29 protein-coding genes and 3 pseudogenes are annotated in these 24,124 nt (G+C 69.6%); 19 read left to right on the top strand and 13 right to left on the bottom strand.

All coding sequences use genetic code 11. The features are described from left to right. Window positions 1-32: 32 nt before the first annotated feature. From ACFYRX_RS44185 to ACFYRX_RS44145, 9 genes are read left to right on the top strand one after another with little or no spacing between them, the layout of a single operon-like run. Complete coding sequence (locus tag ACFYRX_RS44185; protein ID WP_389112753.1) at window positions 33-1,358, top strand: L-fuconate dehydratase; 1,326 nt, start codon at window positions 33-35, stop codon at window positions 1,356-1,358. Then, the gene (locus ACFYRX_RS44180; RefSeq protein ID WP_389112751.1) at window positions 1,351-2,250 is read left to right on the top strand and encodes an amidohydrolase family protein; all 900 of its coding nucleotides are present in this window, start codon (window positions 1,351-1,353) and stop codon (window positions 2,248-2,250) included. The genes ACFYRX_RS44185 and ACFYRX_RS44180 overlap by 8 nt, the downstream gene beginning before the upstream one ends. Next, window positions 2,244-2,675, top strand: coding sequence for an RbsD/FucU domain-containing protein (locus tag ACFYRX_RS44175; protein ID WP_389112749.1), 432 nt, complete (start codon window positions 2,244-2,246; stop codon window positions 2,673-2,675). Before ACFYRX_RS44180 ends, ACFYRX_RS44175 begins: the two co-directional genes overlap by 7 nt. After that, on the top strand, window positions 2,672-3,715 hold the full coding sequence (locus ACFYRX_RS44170) for a zinc-binding dehydrogenase (protein ID WP_389112748.1): 1,044 nt from the start codon (window positions 2,672-2,674) through the stop codon (window positions 3,713-3,715). The genes ACFYRX_RS44175 and ACFYRX_RS44170 overlap by 4 nt, the downstream gene beginning before the upstream one ends. Beyond that, entirely contained in the window at window positions 3,712-4,473 is a 762-nt protein-coding gene (locus tag ACFYRX_RS44165) for an SDR family oxidoreductase (RefSeq protein ID WP_389112747.1), read from the top strand. Before ACFYRX_RS44170 ends, ACFYRX_RS44165 begins: the two co-directional genes overlap by 4 nt. Further along, window positions 4,470-5,102, top strand: a complete 633-nt coding sequence (locus ACFYRX_RS44160; protein WP_389112746.1) for a bifunctional 4-hydroxy-2-oxoglutarate aldolase/2-dehydro-3-deoxy-phosphogluconate aldolase — start codon at window positions 4,470-4,472, stop codon at window positions 5,100-5,102. The genes ACFYRX_RS44165 and ACFYRX_RS44160 overlap by 4 nt, the downstream gene beginning before the upstream one ends. After that, window positions 5,099-6,205 (top strand): PfkB family carbohydrate kinase, encoded by a 1,107-nt coding sequence (locus ACFYRX_RS44155; protein ID WP_389112745.1) that lies wholly within the window; start codon window positions 5,099-5,101, stop codon window positions 6,203-6,205. The genes ACFYRX_RS44160 and ACFYRX_RS44155 overlap by 4 nt, the downstream gene beginning before the upstream one ends. Window positions 6,206-6,212: 7 nt before the next feature. Next, window positions 6,213-7,280 (top strand): aldo/keto reductase, encoded by a 1,068-nt coding sequence (locus ACFYRX_RS44150; RefSeq protein ID WP_389112743.1) that lies wholly within the window; start codon window positions 6,213-6,215, stop codon window positions 7,278-7,280. Continuing rightward, entirely contained in the window at window positions 7,271-7,993 is a 723-nt protein-coding gene (locus ACFYRX_RS44145) for a FadR/GntR family transcriptional regulator (protein ID WP_389112741.1), read from the top strand. Before ACFYRX_RS44150 ends, ACFYRX_RS44145 begins: the two co-directional genes overlap by 10 nt. Window positions 7,994-8,126: 133 nt before the next feature. Here the strand turns inward: ACFYRX_RS44145 and ACFYRX_RS44140 are convergent, their stop codons facing one another. Further along, window positions 8,127-8,252: a hypothetical protein gene (locus ACFYRX_RS44140; protein WP_389112739.1), complete on the bottom strand. Its 126-nt coding sequence runs from the start codon at window positions 8,250-8,252 to the stop codon at window positions 8,127-8,129. 107 nt (window positions 8,253-8,359) lie between these two features. Continuing rightward, window positions 8,360-9,533, bottom strand: a pseudogene (locus tag ACFYRX_RS44135) (IS256 family transposase). Window positions 9,534-9,956: 423 nt separating this feature from the next. On the opposite strand from ACFYRX_RS44135, the gene ACFYRX_RS44130 reads away from it, so the two are divergent. After that, window positions 9,957-10,457, top strand: a complete 501-nt coding sequence (locus ACFYRX_RS44130; protein ID WP_389112737.1) for a hypothetical protein — start codon at window positions 9,957-9,959, stop codon at window positions 10,455-10,457. A gap of 166 nt (window positions 10,458-10,623) precedes the next feature. On the opposite strand, the gene ACFYRX_RS44125 is transcribed toward ACFYRX_RS44130, so the two are convergent. The 3 genes and pseudogenes from ACFYRX_RS44125 to ACFYRX_RS44115 all read right to left on the bottom strand — a co-directional run. Next, on the bottom strand, window positions 10,624-10,776 hold the full coding sequence (locus ACFYRX_RS44125; protein WP_389112735.1) for a hypothetical protein: 153 nt from the start codon (window positions 10,774-10,776) through the stop codon (window positions 10,624-10,626). Window positions 10,777-11,128: 352 nt separating this feature from the next. Further along, on the bottom strand, window positions 11,129-11,356 hold the full coding sequence (locus ACFYRX_RS44120) for a hypothetical protein (RefSeq protein ID WP_389112733.1): 228 nt from the start codon (window positions 11,354-11,356) through the stop codon (window positions 11,129-11,131). Between the two features lie 95 nt (window positions 11,357-11,451). Beyond that, window positions 11,452-12,306: pseudogene (locus ACFYRX_RS44115) on the bottom strand (ISAs1 family transposase); the annotation flags it as partial. Between the two features lie 124 nt (window positions 12,307-12,430). On the opposite strand from ACFYRX_RS44115, the gene ACFYRX_RS44110 reads away from it, so the two are divergent. Continuing rightward, window positions 12,431-13,411 (top strand): helix-turn-helix domain-containing protein, encoded by a 981-nt coding sequence (locus tag ACFYRX_RS44110; protein ID WP_389112731.1) that lies wholly within the window; start codon window positions 12,431-12,433, stop codon window positions 13,409-13,411. A 99-nt stretch (window positions 13,412-13,510) separates the two neighbouring features. After that, window positions 13,511-14,419, top strand: a complete 909-nt coding sequence (locus tag ACFYRX_RS44105; RefSeq protein ID WP_389112729.1) for an FG-GAP repeat domain-containing protein — start codon at window positions 13,511-13,513, stop codon at window positions 14,417-14,419. Window positions 14,420-14,445: 26 nt separating this feature from the next. On the opposite strand, the gene ACFYRX_RS44100 is transcribed toward ACFYRX_RS44105, so the two are convergent. After that, a complete protein-coding gene (locus tag ACFYRX_RS44100; protein ID WP_389112728.1) occupies window positions 14,446-14,838 on the bottom strand; it encodes a hypothetical protein in 393 nt (130 codons plus the stop codon). After that, on the bottom strand, window positions 14,820-15,602 hold the full coding sequence (locus tag ACFYRX_RS44095) for a transposase (RefSeq protein ID WP_389112726.1): 783 nt from the start codon (window positions 15,600-15,602) through the stop codon (window positions 14,820-14,822). The genes ACFYRX_RS44100 and ACFYRX_RS44095 overlap by 19 nt, the downstream gene beginning before the upstream one ends. Window positions 15,603-15,623: 21 nt before the next feature. On the opposite strand from ACFYRX_RS44095, the gene ACFYRX_RS44090 reads away from it, so the two are divergent. Then, on the top strand, window positions 15,624-15,815 hold the full coding sequence (locus ACFYRX_RS44090) for a hypothetical protein (protein WP_389112724.1): 192 nt from the start codon (window positions 15,624-15,626) through the stop codon (window positions 15,813-15,815). Between the two features lie 209 nt (window positions 15,816-16,024). On the opposite strand, the gene ACFYRX_RS44085 is transcribed toward ACFYRX_RS44090, so the two are convergent. Beyond that, entirely contained in the window at window positions 16,025-16,948 is a 924-nt protein-coding gene (locus tag ACFYRX_RS44085) for an alpha/beta hydrolase (RefSeq protein ID WP_389112723.1), read from the bottom strand. A 69-nt stretch (window positions 16,949-17,017) separates the two neighbouring features. Here ACFYRX_RS44085 and ACFYRX_RS44080 point away from each other — a divergent pair, with 69 nt between their 5' ends. From ACFYRX_RS44080 to ACFYRX_RS44065, 4 genes are all read left to right on the top strand, one after another. Further along, the gene (locus ACFYRX_RS44080; protein WP_389112721.1) at window positions 17,018-17,494 is read left to right on the top strand and encodes a MarR family winged helix-turn-helix transcriptional regulator; all 477 of its coding nucleotides are present in this window, start codon (window positions 17,018-17,020) and stop codon (window positions 17,492-17,494) included. Between the two features lie 398 nt (window positions 17,495-17,892). Further along, window positions 17,893-18,486: an Imm21 family immunity protein gene (locus ACFYRX_RS44075; RefSeq protein ID WP_389112720.1), complete on the top strand. Its 594-nt coding sequence runs from the start codon at window positions 17,893-17,895 to the stop codon at window positions 18,484-18,486. 362 nt (window positions 18,487-18,848) lie between these two features. Then, window positions 18,849-19,013: a hypothetical protein gene (locus ACFYRX_RS44070; protein ID WP_389112718.1), complete on the top strand. Its 165-nt coding sequence runs from the start codon at window positions 18,849-18,851 to the stop codon at window positions 19,011-19,013. Between the two features lie 143 nt (window positions 19,014-19,156). Next, on the top strand, window positions 19,157-19,645 hold the full coding sequence (locus ACFYRX_RS44065) for a GNAT family N-acetyltransferase (RefSeq protein ID WP_389112717.1): 489 nt from the start codon (window positions 19,157-19,159) through the stop codon (window positions 19,643-19,645). Here ACFYRX_RS44065 and ACFYRX_RS44060 read toward each other — a convergent pair. Then, complete coding sequence (locus ACFYRX_RS44060) at window positions 19,600-20,175, bottom strand: transposase (protein ID WP_389112715.1); 576 nt, start codon at window positions 20,173-20,175, stop codon at window positions 19,600-19,602. The two genes, ACFYRX_RS44065 and ACFYRX_RS44060, sit on opposite strands and share 46 nt — an antisense overlap. 217 nt (window positions 20,176-20,392) lie before the next feature. Here ACFYRX_RS44060 and ACFYRX_RS44055 point away from each other — a divergent pair, with 217 nt between their 5' ends. Then, complete coding sequence (locus ACFYRX_RS44055) at window positions 20,393-20,905, top strand: hypothetical protein (protein ID WP_389112713.1); 513 nt, start codon at window positions 20,393-20,395, stop codon at window positions 20,903-20,905. Between the two features lie 3 nt (window positions 20,906-20,908). Here ACFYRX_RS44055 and ACFYRX_RS44050 read toward each other — a convergent pair whose 3' ends face one another. The 4 genes and pseudogenes from ACFYRX_RS44050 to ACFYRX_RS44035 all read right to left on the bottom strand — a co-directional run bounded on the left by ACFYRX_RS44050 (window position 20,909) and on the right by ACFYRX_RS44035 (window position 23,326). After that, entirely contained in the window at window positions 20,909-21,187 is a 279-nt protein-coding gene (locus ACFYRX_RS44050; protein ID WP_389112711.1) for a hypothetical protein, read from the bottom strand. Beyond that, window positions 21,148-21,357 (bottom strand): annotated as a pseudogene (locus ACFYRX_RS44045) (IS5/IS1182 family transposase); the annotation flags it as partial. The pseudogene ACFYRX_RS44045 and the gene ACFYRX_RS44050, both read right to left, overlap by 40 nt. 44 nt (window positions 21,358-21,401) lie before the next feature. Continuing rightward, the gene (locus ACFYRX_RS44040; RefSeq protein WP_384356782.1) at window positions 21,402-22,052 is read right to left on the bottom strand and encodes a response regulator; all 651 of its coding nucleotides are present in this window, start codon (window positions 22,050-22,052) and stop codon (window positions 21,402-21,404) included. Then, complete coding sequence (locus ACFYRX_RS44035; RefSeq protein WP_389112709.1) at window positions 22,040-23,326, bottom strand: histidine kinase; 1,287 nt, start codon at window positions 23,324-23,326, stop codon at window positions 22,040-22,042. Before ACFYRX_RS44035 ends, ACFYRX_RS44040 begins: the two co-directional genes overlap by 13 nt. Window positions 23,327-23,460: 134 nt before the next feature. Between ACFYRX_RS44035 and ACFYRX_RS44030 the strand changes: the two genes are divergently transcribed. Further along, a complete protein-coding gene (locus ACFYRX_RS44030) occupies window positions 23,461-23,976 on the top strand; it encodes a hypothetical protein (RefSeq protein WP_389112708.1) in 516 nt (171 codons plus the stop codon). Window positions 23,977-24,124 lie beyond the last annotated feature (148 nt).

The raw sequence follows: 24,124 nt of genomic DNA, 5'->3' as shown, positions 1-24,124 counted from the left end.
GATTCCCCCTTGCCGTCACAGGAGTTGCCGCCATGTCCTCCATCCTGCCCGCATCCGCCCGCATCACCGCCCTGGACGTCCTGGACGTGCGGTTCCCCACCTCCGAACACCTCGACGGCTCGGACGCCATGAACCCCGAGCCCGACTACTCCGCCGCCTACGTGGTCCTGCGCACCGACGCCGGCGACGGACTGGAGGGCCACGCCCTCGCGTTCACCACCGGCCGCGGCAACGATGTCCAGGCCGCCGCCATCGCGGCCCTCGCCCCGCACGTGGTGGGCCTGTCCGTCCAGGCGGTCTGCTCCGACCTCGGGGCCTTCTCCCGCTCCCTCGTGCACGACCCCCAACTGCGCTGGCTGGGCCCGGAGAAGGGCGCCATCCACATGGCCACCGGCGCCGTCGTCAACGCCGCCTGGGACTTGGCCGCCAAGCGCGCGGGCCTGCCCGTGTGGCGCTTCCTCGGCGAGATGTCGCCCGAGGACCTGGTCGCCCAGGTCGACTTCCGCTGGCTCAGCGACGCCCTCACCCCCGAGGAGGCGCTGGAGATCCTGCGCCGTGCCGAACCCGGCCGCCAGGAGCGCATCGCCCGTCTGCTGGAGCGCGGCTACCCCGCCTACACCACCACCCCCGGCTGGCTCGGCTACTCCGACGAGAAGCTGGCCCGCCTCGCCCGCGAGGCCGTCGCCGACGGCTTCACCCAGATCAAGCTGAAGGTCGGCGCGGACCTGGAGGACGACGTACGGCGCATGCGCACCGCCCGCGAGACGGTCGGCCCGGACATCCGCATCGCCGTCGACGCCAACCAGAGATGGGACGTCCAGCCCGCCATCGACTGGATGCGCGCCCTCGCCCCCTACGACCCGTACTGGATCGAGGAGCCCACCTCCCCCGACGACATCCTCGGCCACGCCGCCGTCCGCAAGGCCGTCAGCCCGATCAAGGTCGCCACCGGCGAGCACATCGCCAACCGGGTCGTCTTCAAGCAGCTCCTGCAGGCCGACGCGGTGGACATCGTGCAGATCGACTCCGCCCGGGTCGGCGGCGTCAACGAGAACCTCGCGATCCTGCTGCTGGCCGCGAAGTTCGGCGTGCCGGTCTGTCCGCACGCCGGAGGGGTGGGCCTGTGCGAGATGGTGCAGCACCTGTCGATGTTCGACTACGTCGCCGTCTCCGGCACCACCGAGGACCGCGTCATCGAGTACGTCGACCACCTGCACGAGCACTTCGTCGACCCGGTCCGCATCGCCGACGGCCACTACCTCGCGCCCGCCCTGCCCGGGCTGAGCGCGCAGATGCACCCCGCGTCCCTCAAGGAGTACACCTACCCCGACGGCCCCGTGTGGACGGCCCGTGTCTGACGCCAAGATCCTCGTCGACGCTCACCACCACGTGTGGGACCTGGACATCCGGCCGCAGTCCTGGCTCGACGAGCCCGGACACGAGCCCATCAGCCGCAGCTTCGGCACCGACGACCTGCGCACGGCCGCGACCAGGCCGATCGCGGGGCGGCGGCTGGGGTGCACGGTGCTCGTCCAGTGTGTGGCGTCGGTCGAGGAGACCCGCGAGTTCCTCGCCCTCGCCGAGGGCGACCCGCTCGTCGGCGCGGTCGTCGGCTGGGCCGACCTCACGTCCCCGGCGATCGGCGACGTACTCGACGCGCTGCGCGCCGGGCCCGGCGGTACGTATCTATGGGCCGTACGTCACCTCGTCCAGGGCGAGTCCGACGCCACCTGGCTCCAACGGCCTTCGGTGGAGCGCGGACTGCGGGCGGTGGCCGAACGGGGCCTCGGGTACGACCTGCTGATCCGCGACCACCAGTTCCCCCAGGCGATCCGCCTGGCCGAACGCCTCCCCGGCCTTCCCCTGGTCCTCGACCACGCCGGCAAACCCCCCATCGCCCGACGCGACCTGGACGGCTGGGAGCGGGGCGTGCGACGGCTGGCCGCGCACCCCCACGTGCGGTGCAAGGTGTCGGGTCTGATCACCGAGGCCGACCACGAGAAGTGGACCGTCGACGACATCCGGCCGGTGTGGGAGGTCCTGCTGGCGGCCTTCGGCCCGGACCGGCTGATGTTCGGCTCGGACTGGCCGGTCTGCGTCCTCGCCGGCGGCTGGAACCGCTGGGCCGCCACCGTCGAGGAACTCCTGGCCGGCTGCTCCGCCGCCGAGACCGAGGCGGTCCTCGCCAAGACCGCCACCACGTTCTACGGCCTCGACCCCGCTCGAAGGAAGGAGCGCACCGCATGCTGATGACCGAACTCCTGCACCCGGGCATCCTCGAAGCCCTGGCGGGCGCCGGGCACGGCGCCCGGGTCCTGCTCGCCGACGGCCACTATCCGGCGAGCACGGCCACCGGGCCACGCGCCAGGACCGTCCATCTCAACCTGGCGCCGGGTCTGCTGGACGTCACCACCGTGCTCGACGTCCTGCTGCGGGCTCTGCCCGTCGAGTCGGCGCACGTGATGGTGCCGCCCGAGGGCGAGCCGGAGCCGCCCGCCATCGCCGAGTACCGCTCGATGCTGGCGCCCGTCCCCATCGAGACGCTCGACCGCTTCGCGTTCTACGACGCCGCCCGCTCGCCCGACCTCGCCCTCGTCGTCGTCACCGCCGACATCCGCACCTACGCCAACCTGCTGCTCACGATCGGCGTCCGCGCCGAAGGGAACCTGAGATGACACTCGCCGTCCGCTACCTCGCCGCCCGCACCCTGGACACCGCGCCCGCCGAGAACCCGCCCCCCGGCCCCGGCCAGGTGGAGATCGCCCCCGCCTACGTCGGTATCTGCGGCACCGATCTGCACATCTTCCACGGCGACATGGACGCCCGGGTCGCCGCGCCCGCCGTCCTCGGCCACGAGATGTCCGGCCGGATCGTGCGGGTGGGTGCGGGAGTGGAGGGCTGGGCGCCCGGTGACGCGGTCACCGTGATGCCGCTGCGCTGGGACGACACCTGCCCGGCCTGCCGTGCCGGCCACCAGCACATCTGCCAGCACCTCGATTTCATCGGCATCGACTCCCCCGGCGCGATGCAGCAGCGCTGGACCGTGCCCGCCACGACCCTCGTACGGCTGCCCGGCTCCCTCCCGCTCGACCACGCGGCCCTCGTGGAGCCCACCGCGGTCGCGGTCCACGACGTCGGCCGGGCCCAGGTCCACGCGGACGAGAAGGCCGTCGTGGTCGGCGGCGGTCCCGTCGGCATCCTCATCGCCCTGGTCGCCCGCGCCGCCGGAGCCGAGGTCCGGGTCGTGGAGCTGAGCTCTCACCGGCGGCGGCTCGCCGAGAAGTTGGGGCTGACGACCTGGGACCCGGCCGCCGACGACCTGCCCGAACTGGTCCGTGAGTGGACCGGCGACGCCGGTGCGGACGTCGCCTTCGAGGTATCCAGCGCGCAAGGCGGAGTGGACACCGCGGTCGACGTGCTCGGTGTGCGCGGGCGGCTGTGCCTTGTGGCCATCCACCCCCGGCCCCGCGAGGTGAACCTGCACCGCTTCTTCTGGCGCGAACTCACCCTCGTCGGGGCCCGGTTGTATGACCGCACCGACTTCGAGAAGGCGGTGACCCTGGTGGCCGACGGCACCGTTCCGGCCCAGCAGCTGATCAGCAAGGTCGTCCCCATGGCACAGGCGCCCGACGCGTTCGAGGCCCTGGAGGGCGGCGGCGACGTGATGAAGATCCTCGTGGACTGCACCGACGACTCCCAGGGAGCCGCCCAGTGAACGCCTTCGACCTGACCGGCAGACTCGCCGTCGTCACCGGGGCCCGGCGCGGCATCGGCCGTGCCATGGCCCGCGCCCTCGCCGAGGCCGGCGCGGACGTCATCGGCATCAGCGCCCAGCTGGAGAAGACCGGCAGCGAGGTGGAGAAGGACGTCCTGGCCGCGGGCCGCACCTTCGAGGCGATCCGCACCGACTTCGCCGACCCCGAAGCGGTCCGCGCCCTGGGCACCGACCTGGCCGGACGGGAACGCCCGGTGGACATCCTCGTCAACAACGCGGGCACCATCCGCCGCGCCCCGGCCGCCGAACACACGGACGAGGACTGGGAGTTGGTGCTCCAGGTCAACCTCAATGCCCAGTTCGCCCTGTCCCGCGCGGTCGGCGCGTCGATGGTGGCCCGCGGCCACGGAAAGATCGTCTTCACGGCGTCGCTGCTCAGTTTCCAGGGCGGCATCACCGTCCCCGGCTACACCGCCGCCAAGCACGGCATCGCCGGACTGACCAAGGCCCTGGCCAACGAGTGGGCACCGCACGGCGTCAACGTCAACGCCATCGCCCCCGGCTACATCGCCACCGACAACACCCAGGCCCTCCAGGACGACCCCGTACGCAGCAAGGCCATCCTGGACCGCATCCCGGCCGCCCGCTGGGGCAGCGCCGACGACCTCGCGGGCGCCACCGTCTTCCTCGCCTCGGACGCCGCCGCCTACGTCCACGGCGTCGTCCTGCCCGTCGACGGCGGATGGCTCGGCCGATGAGTGACACCGACTTGGCCGCCGTGCTGGACGGCGCCCGCCTCCTGCCGGTGCTGACCGTGCCCTCCGCCGCGACCGCCGGCCCGCTGGCCGACGCGCTCGCGGCGGGCGGCGCCCGGTGCGCCGAGGTCACCTTCCGCACCCCCGACGCCGAGCAGGTGCTCAAGACGATGGCCGCCCACGGAGGGCTGACCGTCGGCGCCGGTACGGTCCTCACCCCCGAGCAGGCGGAGCGTGCCGTGGCGGCCGGGGCCCGTTTCGTCGTCTCACCCGGCTTCGACGAGGACGTCGTCGCCAAGTGCCGTGAGCTGGGCGTGCCCGTGGTGCCCGGCATCGCCTCCGCGACCGAACTGATGCGCGCCCTGCGGTCCGGCCTCGACACCGTCAAGCTCTTCCCCGCCGAACCCCTCGGCGGCATCCCGATGCTGCGCGCCCTCGCGGCCCCCTTCCCCCAGGCACGGTTCGTGCCGACGGGCGGCATCGACGCTCCGCGCCTGCCCGCCTACCTCACCGTCCCGGCGGTCCTCGCCGTCGGCGGCAGCTGGATGGCCACCCCCGCCCACCTGGAGCGCGGCGAATACGGCGAGATCCGCCGACTGACCGCCGAGGCCGTGCACAGGAGCGCGACGTGAACGACGTGGTGGCCCTCGGCGAGGTGATGCTCCGCTTCGACCCGGGCGAGGGCAGGATCCGCACCGCCCGCACCTTCCAGGTCTGGGAAGGCGGCGGCGAGTACAACGTCGTCCGCGGACTGCGGCGCTGCTTCGGCCTGCGTACGGCCGTCGTGACCGCCCTCGCCGACAACCAGGTGGGGCGGCTGGTCGAGGACCTGATCCTCCAGGGCGGCGTCGACACCTCCCTCATCCGCTGGGTGCCCGACGACGGCATCGGCCGCACCGCCCGCAACGGCCTCAACTTCGTCGAACGCGGCTACGGCATCCGCGGCGCGCTCGGTGTCAGCGACCGCGCGAACACCGCCGTCTCGCAGCTGCGCAAGGGGGACGTCGACTGGGACGCGGTCTTCTCCGCAGGCTGCTCGACGGGGCCGCGCTGGTTCCACACCGGCGGCGTCTTCGCCGGTCTGTCGGACACCACCGTGGACGTCGCGGACGAGGCCATGGCGGCCGCTCGACGGCACGGTGTCAGGGTCTCCTACGATCCCAACTACCGCCCCAGTCTCTGGGCCGGCAGGGGCGGCGCCGACGCCGCCCGCGAGGTCGACCTGCGGCTCGCCCGCCACGCCGACGTCGTGGTGGGAGCCCTGGGTCTGGCAGGGCCGTACCCAGGGGCGGTACGCGTCGCGGCCGACGAGGTGCGGGACGCCCTCGTAGAAGTGGCAGGCCTCCTGCCCCAGGCCGAGGTGCTCGCGACGACCCTGCGGGACGTGCCCTCGGCAGGCGTCAACGACTGGTCCTCGGCCGCCTGGTCGCCCCGTACCGGCTTCGTCCGCGGCCCGGAACTGCCCGGCCTGCACGTCCTGGACCGCATCGGCTCGGGCGACGGCTTCGCGGCCGGCCTGATCTACGCACTGCTGACCCTCGGCGGTGACGAGGACGGACCGGCGGGCCGTGCCGTACCCATGGCGGACCTCGACACCGCCGGACTGAGCCGCGCTCTGGCCTACGGCACCGCGCACGGCGCCCTCACCATGACCACCCCGGGCGACGTGTCCATGGCCTCGCTCGCCGAGGTCGAGGCACTCATGGCAGGCGGCTCGGCCGCCGTCAGAAGGTGACAGACCCATGAGCGCTCACGCCGTCGCCGCTTCCCAAGGAGCACAGTTGACACCGCACAGCATCGGGCGCCGGAAGGTCGCGAGCACCCCGGTCGAGCTCACCGGACTCGGCTTCGGGGCCTCCGTCATCGGCAACCTCTACAGAGTCACCCCGGCCCACGACGCGCAGGCCGCACTCGAGGCGGCCTGGGAAGCGGGCATCCGGTACTTCGACACGGCACCGCACTACGGGCTCGGTCTCTCCGAGCGCCGTCTGGGGGCGGCGCTGGCGGGCAGGCCACGTGACGCGTACGTCGTCTCCTCCAAGGTCGGCCGCCTGCTCGTGCCCAACGAGCACCCGCGCGGCACCGACTCCGAGGGCTTCGTGGTGCGCGACGACCTGCGCCGGCAGTGGGACTTCAGCCGGGACGGGGTGCTCCGCTCCATCGAGGACACGCTGGAGCGCACCGGCCTGGACCGCCTGGACGTCGTCTACCTGCACGATCCGGACGACCACTGGAGGCAGGCGGCGGAGGAGGCCATGCCGGCCCTGGCGGAGCTCCGGGACCAGGGAGTGATCGGCGCGATCGGCGCCGGCATGAACCAGTCCGCCATGCTCGCCCGCTTCCTGCGCGAGACCGCCGCCGACGTAGTCATGCTCGCCGGCCGCTACACCCTCCTCGACCAGTCGGCACTGGACGACGTCCTGCCCACCGCCGAGGAACTCGGCAAGAGCGTGGTGGCCGTCGGCGTGTTCAACTCGGGGCTGCTCTCCCGCGACCACCCCACCGAGGGCATGAAGTACGACTACCAGGAGGCCCCGCCGGAGCTGCTCGACCGCGCTCGGGCGATCGCCGACGTCTGCGCGGCGCACGGCACCACCCTGCCCGCCGCCGCGATCGCCTTCCCCTACACCCACCGCAGTATCATCAACGTCACCCTCGGTATGCGAAATCCGCAGCAGGTCGTACGGAACGTAGAACTCCACAGCCGGTACGTTCCCGACGGGCTCTGGGACGATCTCCGCGCCCAGGGACTCATCAGGTCGGACGTGCCCGCGGCGCACGGGCCCGGAAGGAGCGCGCGGTGTCTCTGACGGACAAGGCCATAGCGCAGATCCGGGAGCTGATCCGCAGCGGAGCGCTGCCGCCGGGCTCGAAACTCCCGCCGGAACCGGAGCTGGCCGCTCAGCTGGGCCTCTCCCGCAACCTCGCCCGGGAGGCCGTGAAGGCGTTGGCCGTCGCCCGGATCCTGGAGGTCCGGCGGGGCGACGGCACCTACGTGACCAGCCTGCAGCCGAGCCTGCTGCTGGAGGGGCTCGGCGGTGCGGTGGAACTGCTGCAGGGCGACTCCGCCGCATTGCAGGACCTCATGGAGGTACGGCGGCTGCTGGAACCGGTCGCCACCGCGCTGGCCGCCACCCGGATCTCCGACGAGCAGCTGGCCGAGGTCGAGCAGCACCTGAACGCCATGCGCGAAGCCCAAGACGACGTGGAACGGCTCAACGCTCACGACGCCGCGTTCCACCGCGCCGTCGTCTCGGCCACCGGCAACGAAACGCTCCTCACGCTCCTGGAAAGCATCTCCGGGCGCACCCTGCGCGCCCGCATCTGGCGCGGCCTGGTCGACACCCAGGCCTCCGGCCGGACCCTCGCCGAACACGAGGCGATCTTCCGGGCCCTGTCCGTCCGCGACGCCTCCCTCAGCCAGGCCGCCGCCCTGCTGCACGTCAGCAACACCGAGCTGTGGCTCAAGGACCACCTGCGTTCGGGAGAGGCCCTTCCGTGGGGCGTGACCACAGGGCTCTGACCGGCCCTTCCCGAGACGATCTTCCGTCTGGCAGAAGCCGCCTTGGGGAGCCACCGCCGGCGTCAGGAACCTGTTCCCCACCACGGCACGCGGGGCGACGACGCCCCGCCGACAGGGACAAGAACCCCATGCCTCACACGACCGCCTTGTCGCCGGTGATCAGCGACGTGCGGGCGACTACAGCTTCCGGGTGCACGGCCCGTATCCGGGCGGCGAGGCGGGCGTCGGCGGCCTGCCAGGCGGCCCGGTCCGCGGCCATCGCGCCAGTAGTAGAAGCTGGAGCGTGCGATGCCCAGGATGGTGCACAGCCGCTTCACACCGTAACGGGGGTCTGTCAAACGAGCGGTGTAACTGGGGTTGTTGGAGTTACTGACGGGCTGCGGAAAGGCGGCCGTCGAAGGTGATGTCGAAGGCGTTCAGGGCGGTCTTCCAGCGCATGGTCCAGCGGGCCTGTCCCTTGCCGGTGGGGTCGAGGGACATGATCGCCATGTAGACACATTTCAGGGCGGCCTGCTCGTTGGGGAAGTGTCCGCGGGCCTTGACCGCCGGCGGATGCGGGCGTTGACGCTCTCGATCGCGTTCATGCTGCAGATGACCTTGCGGATCTCGGCGTCGAAGGAGAGGAAGGGCACGAACTCGGCCCAGGCGTCGGACCACAGCTTCACGATCGCCGGATACTTGTGGCCCCGTGCCTCCTGGAACTCCAGGAAGCGTTCCGTGGCTGCGTCCTCGCCGGGTGCGGTGTAGACGGGATTGAGAGCCTTGGCGACCTTGTCCCAGTCCTGACGGGCGGCGTGACGGAACGAGTTCCGCAGCAGATGCACCACACACGTCTGGACGATCGTGCGAGGCCAGATGGCTCCACGGCCTCGGGTAGACCCTTGAGCCCGTCACAGACCAGCATGAGCACGTCGTCCAGGCCACGGTTCTTGAGCTCGGTGAACACGTGCAGCCAGTACTTGGCGCCCTCGCCGCCGTCGCCGGCCCAGATGCCGAGGATGTCGCGGGTGCCGGCCACGGTCACGGCCATCACCACGTAGACCGGACGGTTCGCGACCTTCCCGCCTCTGATCCTGACGTTGATCGCATCGACGAACAGAACGGGGTAAACGCGGTCGAGCGGCCGGTTCTGCCATTGGGCCATGCCCTCCATCACCTTGTCGGTGATGGAGGGCATGGTCTGCTTGGGCACCTCGGCCCCGTAGACCTCGGCCAGGTGGGCGGCGATCTCGCCGTGCGTGAGTCCCTTCGCGGACAGTGACAGAACCATCTCGTCGACCCCGGTTAGCCGGCGCTGCCGCTTCTTGATGATCTGCGGCCCGAACGTGCCCGACATGTCACGCGGGACCTTGACCTCCACCGGTCCGACATCGATCAGCACAGTCTTGGCCCGGCCTCCGTTGCGGGAGTTGCCACGGCCCCGGCCGGCTGATTCATGCTTCTCGTAGCCGAGGTGATCCGTGATCTCACCTTCAAGGGCGGACTCCAGGACCCGCTTGGTCAGCTGCAGTCCCTCCGACCGGGCCCGCTCCACCAGCATTGCCACCAACTGCTCGTCCGACACGGGCACGGGCGGCCCGGACACGTCCTTCTCGACAGGCTCCACGGTTTCCAACTCCACGGCGGTGTCAGCCACTTGACGTCTCTCTCATGATCGTCGGATCCGCCGTTCGATTTACACTCCCGTGGCAAACCGTCCCCGCCGTTTTCTCCGCCTGTCGCAGTTGATCCGCCGCGCGGAACCCGCACTGTGCGAGCTCCGCCGGCTCCGGTGCCGCGTGGCAGGGCCTGCGGCTACGTGGACAGTTCAGTGGTTTCCCCGATGCTTTCGGGGCCGGGGGCGGCAAATGTCGTAGCTGTCCTGGCGCTCCCGTTCCGGTACTCCGAGCCCAGGGTCGGTCCGCCTGCCCGAGGAGGCTGCATGTCCATGCCTATCAGCACGTTGAACTCCTACCTCCGAGGCGTGACCGGCCTCATCATCGGCGTCTGGTGCCTGAGCGAGGGCGTCGGCGTCCTTGGGATGATCTCCATGGCCCTCGGCGCGATCGGCCTCGTGCACGCCTGCTCGGCCGATGCGGAACGCAGGGCTGCCGACCGCTCGCGCAAAGTGGCGCTGGCGCGGCCCTTCGTCGCGCCCCTGGCAGAGGTGGGAGACCTGATCATCATCGAGTCGATACCAGAGGACGGCTGCTCCCCCTTCGTTCTGTGCACGGTCGCAGCCGTGGACGGTGACGGCCGCGTCGCCGCCGTCACCAATGGTCAGGGCGAAACGTCGCAGTTGACCACCATCCGCCCGCGCTTGGTGAGCCTGCAGACCCGGTCGGCGGCCGAGGTCGATGTCGCGGACGCCATGAGCCGTGAGCTGCACCGGTCGGAGGTCGGCCGTCAGTGGACGTCACGTGCGGAGGTCATCGCCCAATTCCGGCCCGCGTCGGCCTCCCACGGCGACACATTCTGGCAGTGATCCCCGCGCGGTGTGCGTGTCCGCGGGCCCGGCAGCAAGCGAAGGGCCTACGGCCCGTCAGAGGTGGGCGGAGAGAGCATCGCTCCCGTAAGCGGGCGGTTCGTAACGCGATGTCCTTTTCTGGCTGAGGTGGGAACAAGGCCGCTGGCGGAGGTTGTGTCGGCTATTACTTCCGGGCGAAGTTGCCGGTGTCGGCCTCGGCAAGGATCCCGAGTTTGACCAGGCGTTTCAGCTTGGCGCGGGTGCCTTCGACTGAAAGCGGCGGCTCGCGTCTCTCCGCCTGGGTTCCTCTCCCATCACTGGGATGCTCCTTCTCCATGGGGGGTTCCACGCTGAAATCCTCGAGGGCACCGGCACCCAACTGGTGCCGGTGCCGTCATGGGGACGCATGACACCGAGGCCCATCAACAGCTCATGGGACCGCCTTGAGAGTTGGCTCGCCGCACACGCACCGCGAACCTTTGCCTCGCTGCCTCCGGCTGCGGATCAAGGAGCGATCGACGCCGCGCAAGCCCTTCTGCGGCAGCGCTTTCCCGCTGAACTGGCCGAATCCCTCCTCCGCCACGACGGCAGCCGGTACTTCGACGTCCTGGGCGCTTTCCAGCTCATGGGTACGCGGGAGATCGTGTCAACACGCCAGTTCGCAACCAGGGCTCCGGCAAAGTCGTTGGTCATGCGGTCAGGAGGAGGTTGATGGGCCGGTCGATGTCGCGGGCGTGGTGTCGTAGGGCGGCAGCGATGTTCTTGTGGCCGTGGAGGCGGAGGAGGGTGATCGCCGTGTTGCGGAGACTCGCCATGACGCGGGGCGCGTTGCCGGTACGGACCTGGGATCGGTCCTCGTCATACGTGACGTCGCGGACCCAGTGCAGACGGTTCTCGATCTCCCAGTGCGACTGCACCCATGTGGCCAGGACCTCGGGGGGGGTGCGGTGCGGGCGTCCGCGCTGGTGATCAAGTAGACGATCTCGACTGTCCGTCGGCCTGTCCTGGTGACAGTGCGCCGCAGTCGAGCGACCTGGGCGGCCTCGGTGAAGTCGATCCAGACCGGTACGTCGACGGCCTTGACCGTGTGGGTGGCGCGACGCCCGTGTCCTCGATCCGTCCTGGTCACAGCAGGTATCTGAGCCCATGGCAGAGCCTTGAGCCGCGCATACAAGCCCTTCTGGTTGGCCTTCACGGTCAGGACGTAGTCACCGCCGGCCCCGGTCACGAGCGCGGCGGTGGCGTGCTGAGTGTGCAGCGCGTCCATCGTGACCACAGCTCCGTCCAGACCAAGGACCTTCAGCAGTTCCCTGGCCGCGGGAATCTCGTTGCTCTTCTCGCTCACCGCGACCTGGCCGAGCACCGCTCCCGACCGGTGCGCGAGCGCGGCGACCAGGTGCGGTGCCGAGGCGTCGCCGCCGCATGCCCCCCGGACGGTCTTGCCGTCGATCGCGATCGCCCGCCGGCCTGCGACCAGCGTGGTCCTCGTCATCGCCCACGTCCCCAAGAGCGCGTCGAGACGCTCCGCGTCCAGCCTGGCGAACAGGGGCCGCAGCGTCGACTCGTCCACCGAACCCCGTGTCAGCCCCAGTTGTGTCATGGCCGCCGGTACGGCGTCCCGGGCCCACTCGCCGATCGCCGTGAATCCCCGTGCTCCGGCCATCACCGCGCAGACCGCAACCGCGATCAGAGCGCCCACCGGATGACGGACCCCGCGCCGAGCGTTCGGGGATGGAGATTTCGCTCCTGCCACACTGGGTGGAATGCTGCACGCAGCACGCCGGTTCAGGGGAAACGCGGCGCGGCGACGGGGTGCGTGCTCACCGTCGGGGCGCGGACTCTGCCCGCAGGGCAACGGCCCGAGCATCGGTTCCAAGGCCTCCGTGGACAGTGGGCGGCCCGTACGTGAGGAGCCGCTTCGCCCGAGACCACCGGGGCGTTCGGCTTGTTCGGGCGATGCCGACTGACCCGTCCGCGACAACACTGGGCTGATGGACGTGGTCAGCACTGCTGAGGTCGCGGCGGCAGAACGGTTCGCTTTCTGGCGCGAGATGCACGCGAAGCTCTGGGTGCCCTTTGACCTGCGCTGCGACCCGCAGTTGGAGAGGCGATTCCGAGCACAGGTCGGGGTCAGCGAGTTCGGCCCGGTGCAGGCGACACTGATCACCACGATGCCGCACTCGGTGCACCGTACTCCCAAACTGATTCGCCAAGCAGATACCGGGGTGCTCAAGCTCGCCTGCATTGTGAGCGGCGGCGGCGTGATCACGAAAGACGGACAGAGCGCAGATCAGGGTGTTGGGGATCTGATTCTGCATGACACCTCGCGCCCCTACCGGGCCGAGTTTGCACCGACCGTTCCAGCGCACCAGCTGCTGCTCCTGCGTTTCCCGCGCTCGCTGCTGCCGTTGCCAGAGAGGGATCTGCGGCGTCTGAGCGGCGTTCGCATTCCCGGTGCGCAGGGCATCGGAGCGCTCTCATCCCAGTTCCTGCTGCAGCTTGCCCGGCACCTGCACGAACTCAGCCCGTCCGACACTGCCCGACTGTCTGCCCTTACCCTCGACGTGCTCACCATGGCGCTCGCCGAGGCGCTGGACAGCACAGGCACAGTGCCACCCGACACCAGGCAGCGCGCGCTGATGGCCCAGATCCATGCCTTCATCCAACGCAACCTGGGCGATGCAAACCTGACCCCGGACGCGATCGCTACAGCCCACCACATCTCCTTGCGCTACCTGCACAAGCTGTTCCAGCAGGACGGACACACCGTTGCCGGATGGGTCCGCGAACACCGCCTGGAACAGTGCCGGCGCGACCTCACCGACCCGCGACTGGCTGGCCGCCCAATCCACGCGATCGCCGCCCGCTGGGCGTTTGCCAGCCCCGCGTATTTCAGCCAGGCCTTCCGGAGCGCCTTCGGCCTCTCCCCACGCCAGTACCGCCAGCAGGCCACGACAGTGCACGCAGACTAAAGACCTGTGCGCTCTCCCGTAACGACAGGCCAGCCGGCGGCTGATGAAATCTGGCAATCGTGCTGCCGGTCCGGCGGCACGGCACGTAGGGGAGGAATCATGGAAAGACGCACACCCGGGAGGAAACACCGGACGGCGCTCTGGCGGCTGCTCTCACTCCTCGCAGTCGGCGTCCTCGTGGCCTTGTTCGGCACCTCACCCGCGAACGCGGCGATCGCCGACAAGCGCAATGACTACAACAGCGATGGCATCAGCGACATCGCGGCCGTCAACTGGGACTCGGACTGCCTGTACCGGTGGAACGGCAACGGCAGCGGAGGCTTCGGCGCCGCCACCCAAGTCGGATGCGGCTGGGGCTCCTACTACGAGACGCTGACCGCAGCCGGTGACATCAGCAGTGACGGGCGCGGCGACCTAGTCGCCGTCAACTCCAGCTCTGGATGCCTGTACCGGTGGAACGGCAATGGCAGCGGAGGCTTCGGCGCCGCCACCCAAGTCGGATGCGGCTGGAGCCTCTATGCCCTGTCGCTTGCGGGGGCCGGCGACCTCAACAACGACGGAGACGGCGACCTGGTCGCCGTCAACACCAGCTCCGGATGCCTGTACCGGTGGAACGGCAACGGCAGCGGAGGCTTCGGCGCCGCCACCCAAGTCGGATGCGGCTGGGGCTCGTACGCGGGCCAGATAACCGGTGCCGGTGACCTCAATCGCGACGGAAACGCCGACCTTGTCGCCATCAACGACAGCAACAACTGCCTGTACCGGTGGAACGGCAACGGCAGCGGAGGCTTCGCCACCGGCACCCAGGTCGGATGCGGCTGGAGCGCTTATGTAGGGCAGCGAACCATCAGTGGCATGGGTGACACCACTGGAGACGGTGTGGGAGACCTGGTCGCCGTCAACTCCGGCTCCGGATGCCTGTACCGGTGGAACGGCAACGGCAGCGGAGGCTTCGGCGCCGGCACTCAGATCGGATGCGGCTGGACTCCCTACTGGCTCGCGGCCTGAGCTGCGCGCCCCCCGGCCCATCTCCATCAGGTGCGCATCGAGCAATGTAGTGAGCTACGCACCGCATCGTCGGTGCGCACCCCATACAGGTCATGGTGCCCACCGGATGCGACGCGTCGCTCACTGAGCGACTCTGTCTTCGATGGAGACGTGGCGCTTGTGGCAGTACCCGGGGGCGTCCTGACGGCGGGAGTTGAGGTCAGCGCCGGGTGGCCAGCGTGGTCGTACCACAGCACCACGAGGGTCAGATTCGCCAGTCCCAGGGGTGTGGTGCGTTCGACGGCGGCGGGTAGACGGTTCTGGGCATCGCCCGCGCTCAGGAGGTTCTTCCCGTCCTTGATCGACTGCTCGATGGACCAGCGGGAGGCGTACCGGGCCACAAGATGTTCGCCGCTGGTGGTCAGGTCGGTGCTGGCCAAGGCGAGAGGCAGGGGCGGATCTCGTCCAGGTCGCGGACCAGGACCACGCGGACAGGGGTGCGGTGCAGGCTGCCCCACCACAGGCAGGCGATCACTGCGAGGTCCACGTCCTTGGTCACGCCGTAGCGCGTCACGCGAGCACGGGTCCAGGTCGCGCCGACGGCCATCTCGGCAGCGGTGCCCAGGCGTTCGCCCTTCCAGGCGGGGTGTCCGCGTTTGCCGGTGCGTGCTGGCTGGGGTCCGTACAGGACCGCGTTGGCGGCCAGGCGGGTGGTGAAGGTGACCCGAGCGGGCCGGTCACGCCAGGCCGGCCTCCGGTACAAGGCGTCGCCCACTATGTGGACGACGCGGTCGGGCAGGGCTTGAGCGAAGAGGTCGACCATGGTTCTGGCCTGCGCGGTGGTGGAGGTGCTGGTCTTGGGGATGTGCAGGCGGAACAGGACGGGCAGGCAGACCTGACGGGCCAGGAACGGCACGGTCACCACGATCCCGATGATCACGAAGCAGTTGCCGCGCCCGATGCTGTCGCGTCCTTTGGCAGAGCCGTCGTGCTGGTACTTCGCGCCCTGGACGTTCTTTCCGTAGCGGTGGAACAAGCTGTCGTCCACCGCTAGGGTCACCGCCGCGCCCCGGGGCACGAAGCGAGCCACGACCGCACGGGCCACGGCGAGTCCGACCAGGTCCAGGTCCCACACCGCCCGTGAGAAGAAGCGGTGCGCTCGCGACCAGTGGGCTTCCCCGGCCAGTCCGGCGGCCTGCCGCATCCCGGTGACGGTGCGCGGACCGTGCCCGACAGCACCACGGTGACCAGCGCCGCCATCGTCGTGAACGTGGGGGCGGTGAAGCACGGCCGCAGGACTTCCAGCACGATCAACAGGGATGACGGTACGGTCACCGGCACCTGGACCTCCCCGGTCCGGCCACGCACGACGCGCGGCGCATCCGCCACCTCCGGCAAGGGCGGACACCGCGTATGACCCGATCCGCCGCACCGCGTCCGGACCAGCCCACCGGGGCGCCGTCACCGCGCACCCTCTCCCACGCCCGCACGAACTGGCCTGACACGGAGATTCTCGTCCGCCACCACGGCCCGCTCTGCTTCTGCGGACAGTCGACTCCCTTGCCGTCTTTTCACTGCGAAGCTCGGAGCCACCCAGCCTGCTGGATCGCCAGACGGCTCCGAGATTTACCCGGCTGACGCGGCTGCTGTGTCGGGGATGTGGACGTGCTGCGTGAGGAACAGGGCTGCGCGGTCCAGTGCCTGGTCGGCCTCGTCGAGAACACCGGCGAACGACTGGAACACGTGCGGCACATCGGCGGTGATGTCCAGGATGACGTCCACTCCGGCTGCCCTTGCACGCGCGGCCAGGCGGGTGGAGTCGTCCAGCATGATCTCGTTGGTGCCCACCTGGATGAGCATCGGGGGGAAGCCGGTCAGGTCGGCGAGGACTGCTGGGCTGAGCATGGGCTGGCGCGGGTCCTGCCCGGCGAGGTACATCGCTCCGGTGTGTTCGACGGACTTGCGGGTGAGGATCGGGTCGATGCCTTCCTTGGTGTCCATGCTCTCGCCCGTGCGGGTGGCGTCGAGGCCCGGGGAGAACGTCACGATAGCGGCGGGCAGCGGGAGTCCCGCGTCGCGGGCGGCCAGGCAGGTCGTGACGGTGAGGCCGCCGCCGGCCGAGTCCCCGGCAAACGCGATGGTCGAAGGGTCCAAGCCACTGTCGAGGAGGGCACGGTAGGCGCTCAGTGTGTCGTCGATCGCGGCCGGAAACGGGTGCTCGGGGGCAAGCCGGTAGTCCACCGAGTACGCCCCGAAGCCGGTCTTGGCAACAAGGTGTCCCGTCAGCGACAGCACGCTTTCGGGCGAGCCGTACACCCAGCCGCCACCGTGGAAGTACAGGATCGTCCCGGCGTGCGGCCCGTTGTCCGGCTCGACATGCAGTGCGGGTCGGTTGCCGAGCGTTGTCTGCGCGGTGCGGATGCTGTCGGGCACGATCATCTGGGCCATGAACGCCTTGAATCCGGCTCGGATCGCCTCGACCGACCGGGGGCCCTCAGGTCGCGGCTGCCGCAGCATTGCGTCGACCTGCGCGCGCTGTTCCTTGCTCATCATTCGTCTCCTGCCGTAAGTGCATTCCGCCGCACTATATGCCACGGCATGTATCGTAAACTACATGCCGTGGCATCCAAAACAAGCAGTGACACGGTCGACCTCCCGGGCTTCTTCGCTGACCTGGTCCGATGCGAGACGCGTCTGTACAACGCCCTCAACGACCGTCTCCGTGACCGGCACGGGATCGTCACCTCACAGTTCGAGGCCCTGCGCTACCTGCGCGACAACCCCGAGTCCCGCGTGGCGGACCTCGCCGCCGAATTCGCCATCGGCATCGGGGCGACCAGCAAGACCATCGACCGTCTGGAGAAGCAAGGATGGACCGTCCGGCAGCCGAATCCATCCGATCGCCGGTCCTCACTGGTGGCCCTGACCGACGACGGCCTGCAGTTGGTCGACGCAGCAGAAGGGACCTTTACCGAGCGGCTGGCCGAGCTGACCGCGGATGCACTCAAGGCCTCCCCCCTGAGAGCCGCCGCGCAAGCCCTCTCGGAGCTGCGTTCCGTCCTGGAACGCGACCAGATCGGCACGCCCACAGGCTGACGCGTTTTCGCAACCGGGTCGAAACGGCAACGGCCAGGCATGGTCAGCCTCGGCGCACCATGAGGGTCTGGCCCCGGAATGATGCCTCTTCACGGTCCGCAACTGGGTGGCTGGGACGCGCGCTTGTGCGTTCCGTGCCTGGCTTCTGGGTCGGCCCACCCACCAACCCCTGACGACCAGCCAACCTCACACACCGTCACCCGCAACCCAGTAGCCGATCACGAGAATGGCGAAACTTCAGTGTCAAGCCATTGGTCGTGCTGAACCGGGGGCAGGGCCCCGCCTCATGCCCGTCCGCTCCGATGCGATCAACGTTGAGCTGGTCCGCGGCGAGGCATCAGGGGTGTTGCTTCGCAGCCCGATGAAGCGTTGTCAGTGGCCGGGGAGACACTGGCGCCATGGAGACTTCCTCATCCGCCGCTGCCAGTTCATCCGAGCATTCCCTCACCTGGGTCGAGTCGATGGGCGGCCCTCTGATCGCCATACCAGTTTCCATATTGGACGGATGGCATGGTTGCACGGAGTCGGGACTGGTCATCGGTGACGGGGACGTCCCGGACGACTACGACCGCGCCTGCGCGGTGGACGGTCTGGCGGGAGTGATTGCCGTCGGCGGAGCCGGCCCGCGAGGGCTTGTCCTGGCGGACCAACCCGCCACCACCTGCTATCTGCCGGAACACCAAGTCTTCGTCCGCTGGCTGGGAGCCAACTCGGATGCCGATCTGATCGCCGCCGCCAGAGCCGTCCTCACCGACCCCACGACCGAGTGGGAAGAATGCGGTATGTGGGAGACGGACGGTCCGGCAGTGCTCATGGACTCTGTCACCGCCGGGAACGAGCTGGACGTCGAGTACCCCAACGGCGGCGGTCTGCCCGAGCAGGCGCCCCTCCCGATACCGACCGGCCGCTGGACAGTCCGCGCCGTCCACGCCTCGGCAAACGAGGAAACCTCGGTGGGACTGCTTCAACTTCTACCCTGGTCACAGAGCTGATGGCCTGGCCCTATCACCGGAAACGGGCCATCAGGAGGCTTCTCCGTCGAGTCGGCTGAGGAGTCCGTCGAAGATCTGCTCGCGAGCCACCTGTCCCTCGGCTGCGGCATCTGGGTGTGGACGGGTTGTGCCGGGTGTGCCTGCTGGCGGTGCGCGAGGAACGCGAGACGGACACCGTGTTGGCCTTTCCTGCACCGACACAATTGCGACTGCTGTTCCCGGGCGCGAAGTGCGAGGCCCGGCGTCTGGAACGACCGCGAGCTGTGCGCCCTGCCGGGCCCGGGCGGTGTGTGTTGCCTGCGGTGATGCCCGGCCAGCAGGTCCCGTTCGCAGTTCTCAGGCGTGTCGATGCGCCTGAGCTCGTGGAGCTTGCGGACCGGCACTGGCCGGAAGAGGAGGCTCTGAAGCGGTATACGAAGGAGCTGGCCCAGCAGCGTGGGCTGGGGCGGGAGTGGTGCAGTCAGGTGGGGCGCGCCGGCCTGATCACCAGGTACGCGAGCGACCTGCGCGGACTCGGCCTGGTCTGACACGGCCTTCGCCGCCGGGACGACCGCCGCGGAGCCATATCGGATGACCGCATCGCCGGCTGTGCGGGTAACCGACCAGGTTGCGACTGTCAGGCTGGGAAACGCGGTATCGCTGTCACCAGTGACCAGTTGAAGATGGTGCCATGGACGCTCAGAAGGTGACCCTGCGGCAAATGACGTTGTCGGAGTACGACGTGGCGACTGATCATCGTGAAGCTGAGACAACTCGTGAACTTAGCAAGTTCATGCCCGAAGATCTGGCGCGAGAGCGGGCTCAACAGGGCACGGCTCAGTTCCTCCCGGACGGACCAGACACGGCTGATCATCATCTCGTCGTGGCGGAGAACAGTTCAGGCGAGGTCGTGGGGAACGCATGGATCGGTCCGGATCCGCGCCAAGCTTCGGGCACCACCAGCTCAGCCTGGCTATACGACATCAACGTCTTCGCGCCGTTCCGGCGCCGCGGATACGGATCCGCCATCCTTGCTGCCGCTGAGGAGCTCGTTGCCCGCGAAGGCAAGACCTCGCTCAATTTGAACGTCGCCGGGGACAACGATGGGGCCATTGCCCTGTATCAACGTAATGGCTATGGTGTGGCGTCAATGTACCTATCTAAGAGTGTGCATGGATAGATCAGCCGGTGGGTGCCTGCTTCTTCGTCCAGCCAGCAACGGGCTTCTTCCGGGTCAGGTGCCTGGTCATCACCGTGATGAGTGCCCAGTTCAGGTTTGGAGTGCTGAGGCAGTCGTTCGTAGTCGCGTGCGTTGCGGCGGGCGTTCATGCACCAGCCGATCGTGCGTTCGACTTTCCAGCGGCGGGGCAGGACGACGAAGCCCTTGGTGCCTTTGAGTTGGGAGACGATGCGCAGGGTGAGCCATAGGCGTTCGCGGGCCCAGTTGACGAGTTCGCCGGCGTAGCCGCGGTCGGCCCAGATTTGGGTGATCTGCGGCTGGGTGAGACGCAGCCACCAGGACACGTCGCGGGCGGTGTCGAGGTCCTGGATGTCGGCGGGCGTCACCGTGATCATCACCCGCAGGCTGAGTGTGTCCACGGTGAGATGGCGCTTGCGCCCGTTGATCTTTTTCGCGGCGTCGTAGCCTCGGCTGTTGCGGCCGACGGTGGAGGCGCCCTTGACCGACTGGGAGTCGACGATCAGGGTCACCGGGTGCCGGCAGCGGCCCTTGCCGGTACGGATCCTCCGGCGGAGCTGGTCACGGATGTAGGGTGACGGCCCCGGCCCGGTTCCACCTCCAGAAGAACCCGTAGACCGTCTCCCACGGGGTTCTGTGGAATCCGATCCGTCAAGTGGCTCGGCAGGTTCTGCTGGTCGATATGTGTTGGCCGATTAAGCAGAAGGCCGAGAGACTCAGGCTGTGGACATGGGGATCTCTGGTTTTGAGCCGTCCTTCCTGGTCGGGTTCGAGGCAGTTCGACAGGCGCACGGATCACGTCTGGCGGCGCTCGCCGGTAGGCGGTTGACGGGCTTCGCCGTGGTGCGTTTCGCCGAGGACGGGGACTGGTTCGCCGACTGCCCAGTGGTGCTGGACTTCGACGGCATCCAGGTGGAGGTCTGCCACTGGAAGCTCGACGAGCTCTCGGTCGGCTGGGACACGATCGACACTGCGGCGGACATCGCCGGGTGGGAGCGGTCCGAGCTGACGCCCCAGTGGTCTCAGCGAGATGAGCGCCTCGAACCGTTCGTCGGCCAGGAACTGCGCGAGGTCGCGCTCCTTGAGTGGCGGCCAGCAGGCCGTGACCTGGCGGCTGGAACAGCGGCGGTGGAGTTTGCCTTCGCCGGGGACTGTCTGTGGATCGCCAACGGACTGGACGAGAACTGCATCGAGGTCGGTGGGGCCCAGCCGGACTACGTCCGGCACCGGCTGGGCCGATGAGTCCTACTGCCCTGTCGGCTTCCGGTTGATCTCAATGACCGGCAGCAGGGTGGCCTGAGCGGGGATCCCGATCTGTCGGGGAGTCGGCCCGGCCGGAGTGGGGACGTCGGTGAGTCGCTCCAGTAGCTGATCAAGGGCGGGTTGGCCGTCGTCCACCGCGGCTCGTTCGTCGTCCGTCAGAGGGATGGCCGCGAGCATCTTCTGCAGGTTCTCCTTCGCCTCCAGGAGCTGGCCCCTGCTGGACGCCTTCGGAGTGTAGAAGTCGCAGCGTGCGCAGACCATGCAGTGCTGGCACTGCTCGAAGAAGGTACTGCCGCTGGCCGGGTCCGGGGCCGTCCACGCCGTCGGGGAACACGCAGCCGCGCCATCACGTCAGCGAAGGCAGGCACGTCACCGGCCTGTCCGGCGGTGAGATGGAAGGCCAGGGGCCGGCAGTTGCCATCGGCCGCGAGGGCTCAGCACCGCTGTCGACTGGGCATGCGGGCGTGATCGCGCACTATGCGGTCGCAACGCCCAGGAAGCGCAGCACCGCTAGGACGCGGCGGTGGTCGGCGTCGGCCTTGGGCAGGTCGAGCTTGGTGAAGATGCTGTTGATGTGCTTGGCGACCGCGCTCTCGCTCACGACCAGCTCGGCGGCGACGCCGGAGTTGGACCGGCCGCCCGCCATCAGCTCCAGCACCTCCCGCTCGCGCGGTGTCAGCCGGTCGAGCGGATCGCTGTGCCGGCGCAGCAGCAACTGCGCGACGACCTGCGGGTCGAGCGCGGTGCCGCCGGCCGCCACCCGGCGTACCGCCTCGGCAAACTCCTCGACGTCGGCGACCCGTTGCTTGAGCAGATAGCCGACGCCCGAGGTGTTGGCGGCGAGCAGATCGGCGGCGTACCGCTCCTCCACGTACTGCGACAGTAGGAGCACGGCGGTACGCGGGTACTGACGGCGGATCACCAGCGCGGCGCGCACTCCCTCGTCGGTGAAGCCGGGCGGCATGCGTACGTCGACCACGGCGATGTCGGGACGGTGCTCCTCGACGGCTGCCAGCAGCCCTTCTGCGTCGGCGACCTGCGCGCACATCTCGAAGCCGGCCGCCTCCAGCACCTTGACCACGCCGATGCGCAGCAAGAGGGAATCCTCGGCGATCACGGCGCGCACGGCAGCTCCACGGTGATGACGGTCGGGCCCCCGGCGGGGCTGCGGCAGGAGAACGTGCCGTCGACGGACGCGACGCGCTTGGCGAGCCCGGCGAGCCCGGTGCCAGCGCCAGCCGCCGCGAGATCCGCGCCGCCCGCGCCGTCGTCCGCGACGACTACCAGCAGTGTCTCCCCGATCCGCTCCACGGTCACGTCCGCCCGGGTCGCCTGGGCGTGTTTGACCACGTTCGTCAGGGCTTCGGAGACCACGAAGTACGCGACGGCCTCGACCGTGGGTGAGGGGCGCTGCGGCAGGTCCACCGCCACGCGTACCGGGATCGGGAAGCGGGCGGCCACCCCGGACAGCGCGGCGTCGAGGCCGCGGTCCTCAAGGACGGCCGGATGAAGGCCGCGCACCAGGTTGTTCAGCTCGGCGATCGCCTCCTTCGCCTCGCGGTGCGCCTCGTCGATCACCTTGCGGGCGTCCGCCGGCAGGTCGCCGAGGGTGGCCCTGGCCAGGCCCAGGTTGACGGCGAGTGAGACGAGGCGCTGCTGCGCGCCGTCGTGCAGGTCGCGCTCGATCCGCCGCCGCTCGGCGTCGGCGGCGTCGAGCACGCCGGCCCGGCTCTCGGCGAGGTCGGCGACCCGGCGGGCCAGCTTCTCCGTGCGGCTGGGGCCGAGCAGGACCTCGGCCGCACGGGTCTCCAGCCGCACCAGAGCGCCGGTCAGCCGGGGCCCGAGGAACAACAGGGCGAGGCCGCCGGCGGTGACGTACGCGGCCTGCGTGGTGTACCCGAGGTCGGTGACCCGCCACTGCGGGGGCAGCGCCCAGATCCACACGTAGATGGAGGCGGCCACGAGAGCGGCGGCCCAGACGGCGAGGACAGCGAGGTCCAGGACGGCGAGGAGTGGACCCGCCACGGCGTGGTAGCAGACCTGCCGCCACAAGACCCGCGTGGTCAGCCGGCGCACCGCCGACTTCCAGTTGCGTCCCGGCGCGAGTACGGCGGGGCGCGGGAGGTCCTTGCCGACGAGCGCCCGGTAGCGCCGCCGCTGCCCGACGGTCAGCAGGGGTGTCACCACGAGCGTGAGCAGCACGGGCAGCGCCACGAGCGTGAGCAGCACGGGCAGCGGAGTCACGGCCGGCACCAAAGCCGCCATCGTGCCGAGCAGCCAGAGCCACAGTGGCACCACGGCGAGGTGGAGCGGCAGGCCGGCGGCGACGAGCGCGGTCCGGTGTCCCGCCCTGCGGAACGGCCGGCCCAGCACCAGCTGCAGCCACGTCGTGAGTTGCATGCGCCAAACGGTAAAGCCGCAGGCCATCCCCGCGCCATGACGCTCCCGCCCGGTTCGGGGGTGCACTTATCTCCACCCCAGGTCGGAACCCTGCGTGACTGACGGGGCCCTGGTGTGCGGCGGAGGGTGGAGCCGTGAAGCGGAGAGCCGACGAGGAGCGAGGGAAGACGATGCGTCAACTGGTGTTGTGCAATGACGAATTGGCCGGTGCCGAGGGCTTCGACCGTGCCGAGGTCATCCCGCTCCACGAAGAGGCGAAGGAGCCGCGCCCGGCACGGGGCATGCGGCGGGACGGGTGGCTGCTGGTCGCCTGCGGGCTCGCCCTGCTGCCGTGGCTGTACGTGCTGGCCACCGGCCTGCCGGCCACCGCGACCGCGGCGCACTGGCCGGTCGCCTGGGTCGGGCTCGACGCGCTGGAGGCGCTCGGCCTGATCGCCACCGGCCTCCTCGCCGCCCGCGGCGACCGGCGGCACGCCCTGATAGCCGCCGCCACCGCGACGCTGCTTGTGGTGGATGCCTGGTTCGACACCACGACCGCAGCCCCGGGCGGCGACTTCGCCACCGCGGTCGCCATGGCGCTCGGCGCCGAGCTGCCGCTCGCCGCTCTGTGCGGCCGGCTGGCGCTGCGGGCGCTGAGCCGGCACGCGTGACGCCGAGCGCCCAGCCACCTGCCACCTGCCACCTGCCACCTGCCACCTGCCACGGACCGAATCGATCCACCGGATAACACCATGCACCGCATCACCACCGCCCCCGTTGCCCCGATCCCGGCCCGAACCCGCTGTGCGGTCGCCGCCG

The organism is Streptomyces sp. NPDC005374, assembly GCF_042872225.1.
In the GTDB taxonomy this organism is placed as follows: domain Bacteria; phylum Actinomycetota; class Actinomycetes; order Streptomycetales; family Streptomycetaceae; genus Streptomyces.
This window is presented reverse-complemented; position numbering and strand designations above follow the sequence as displayed.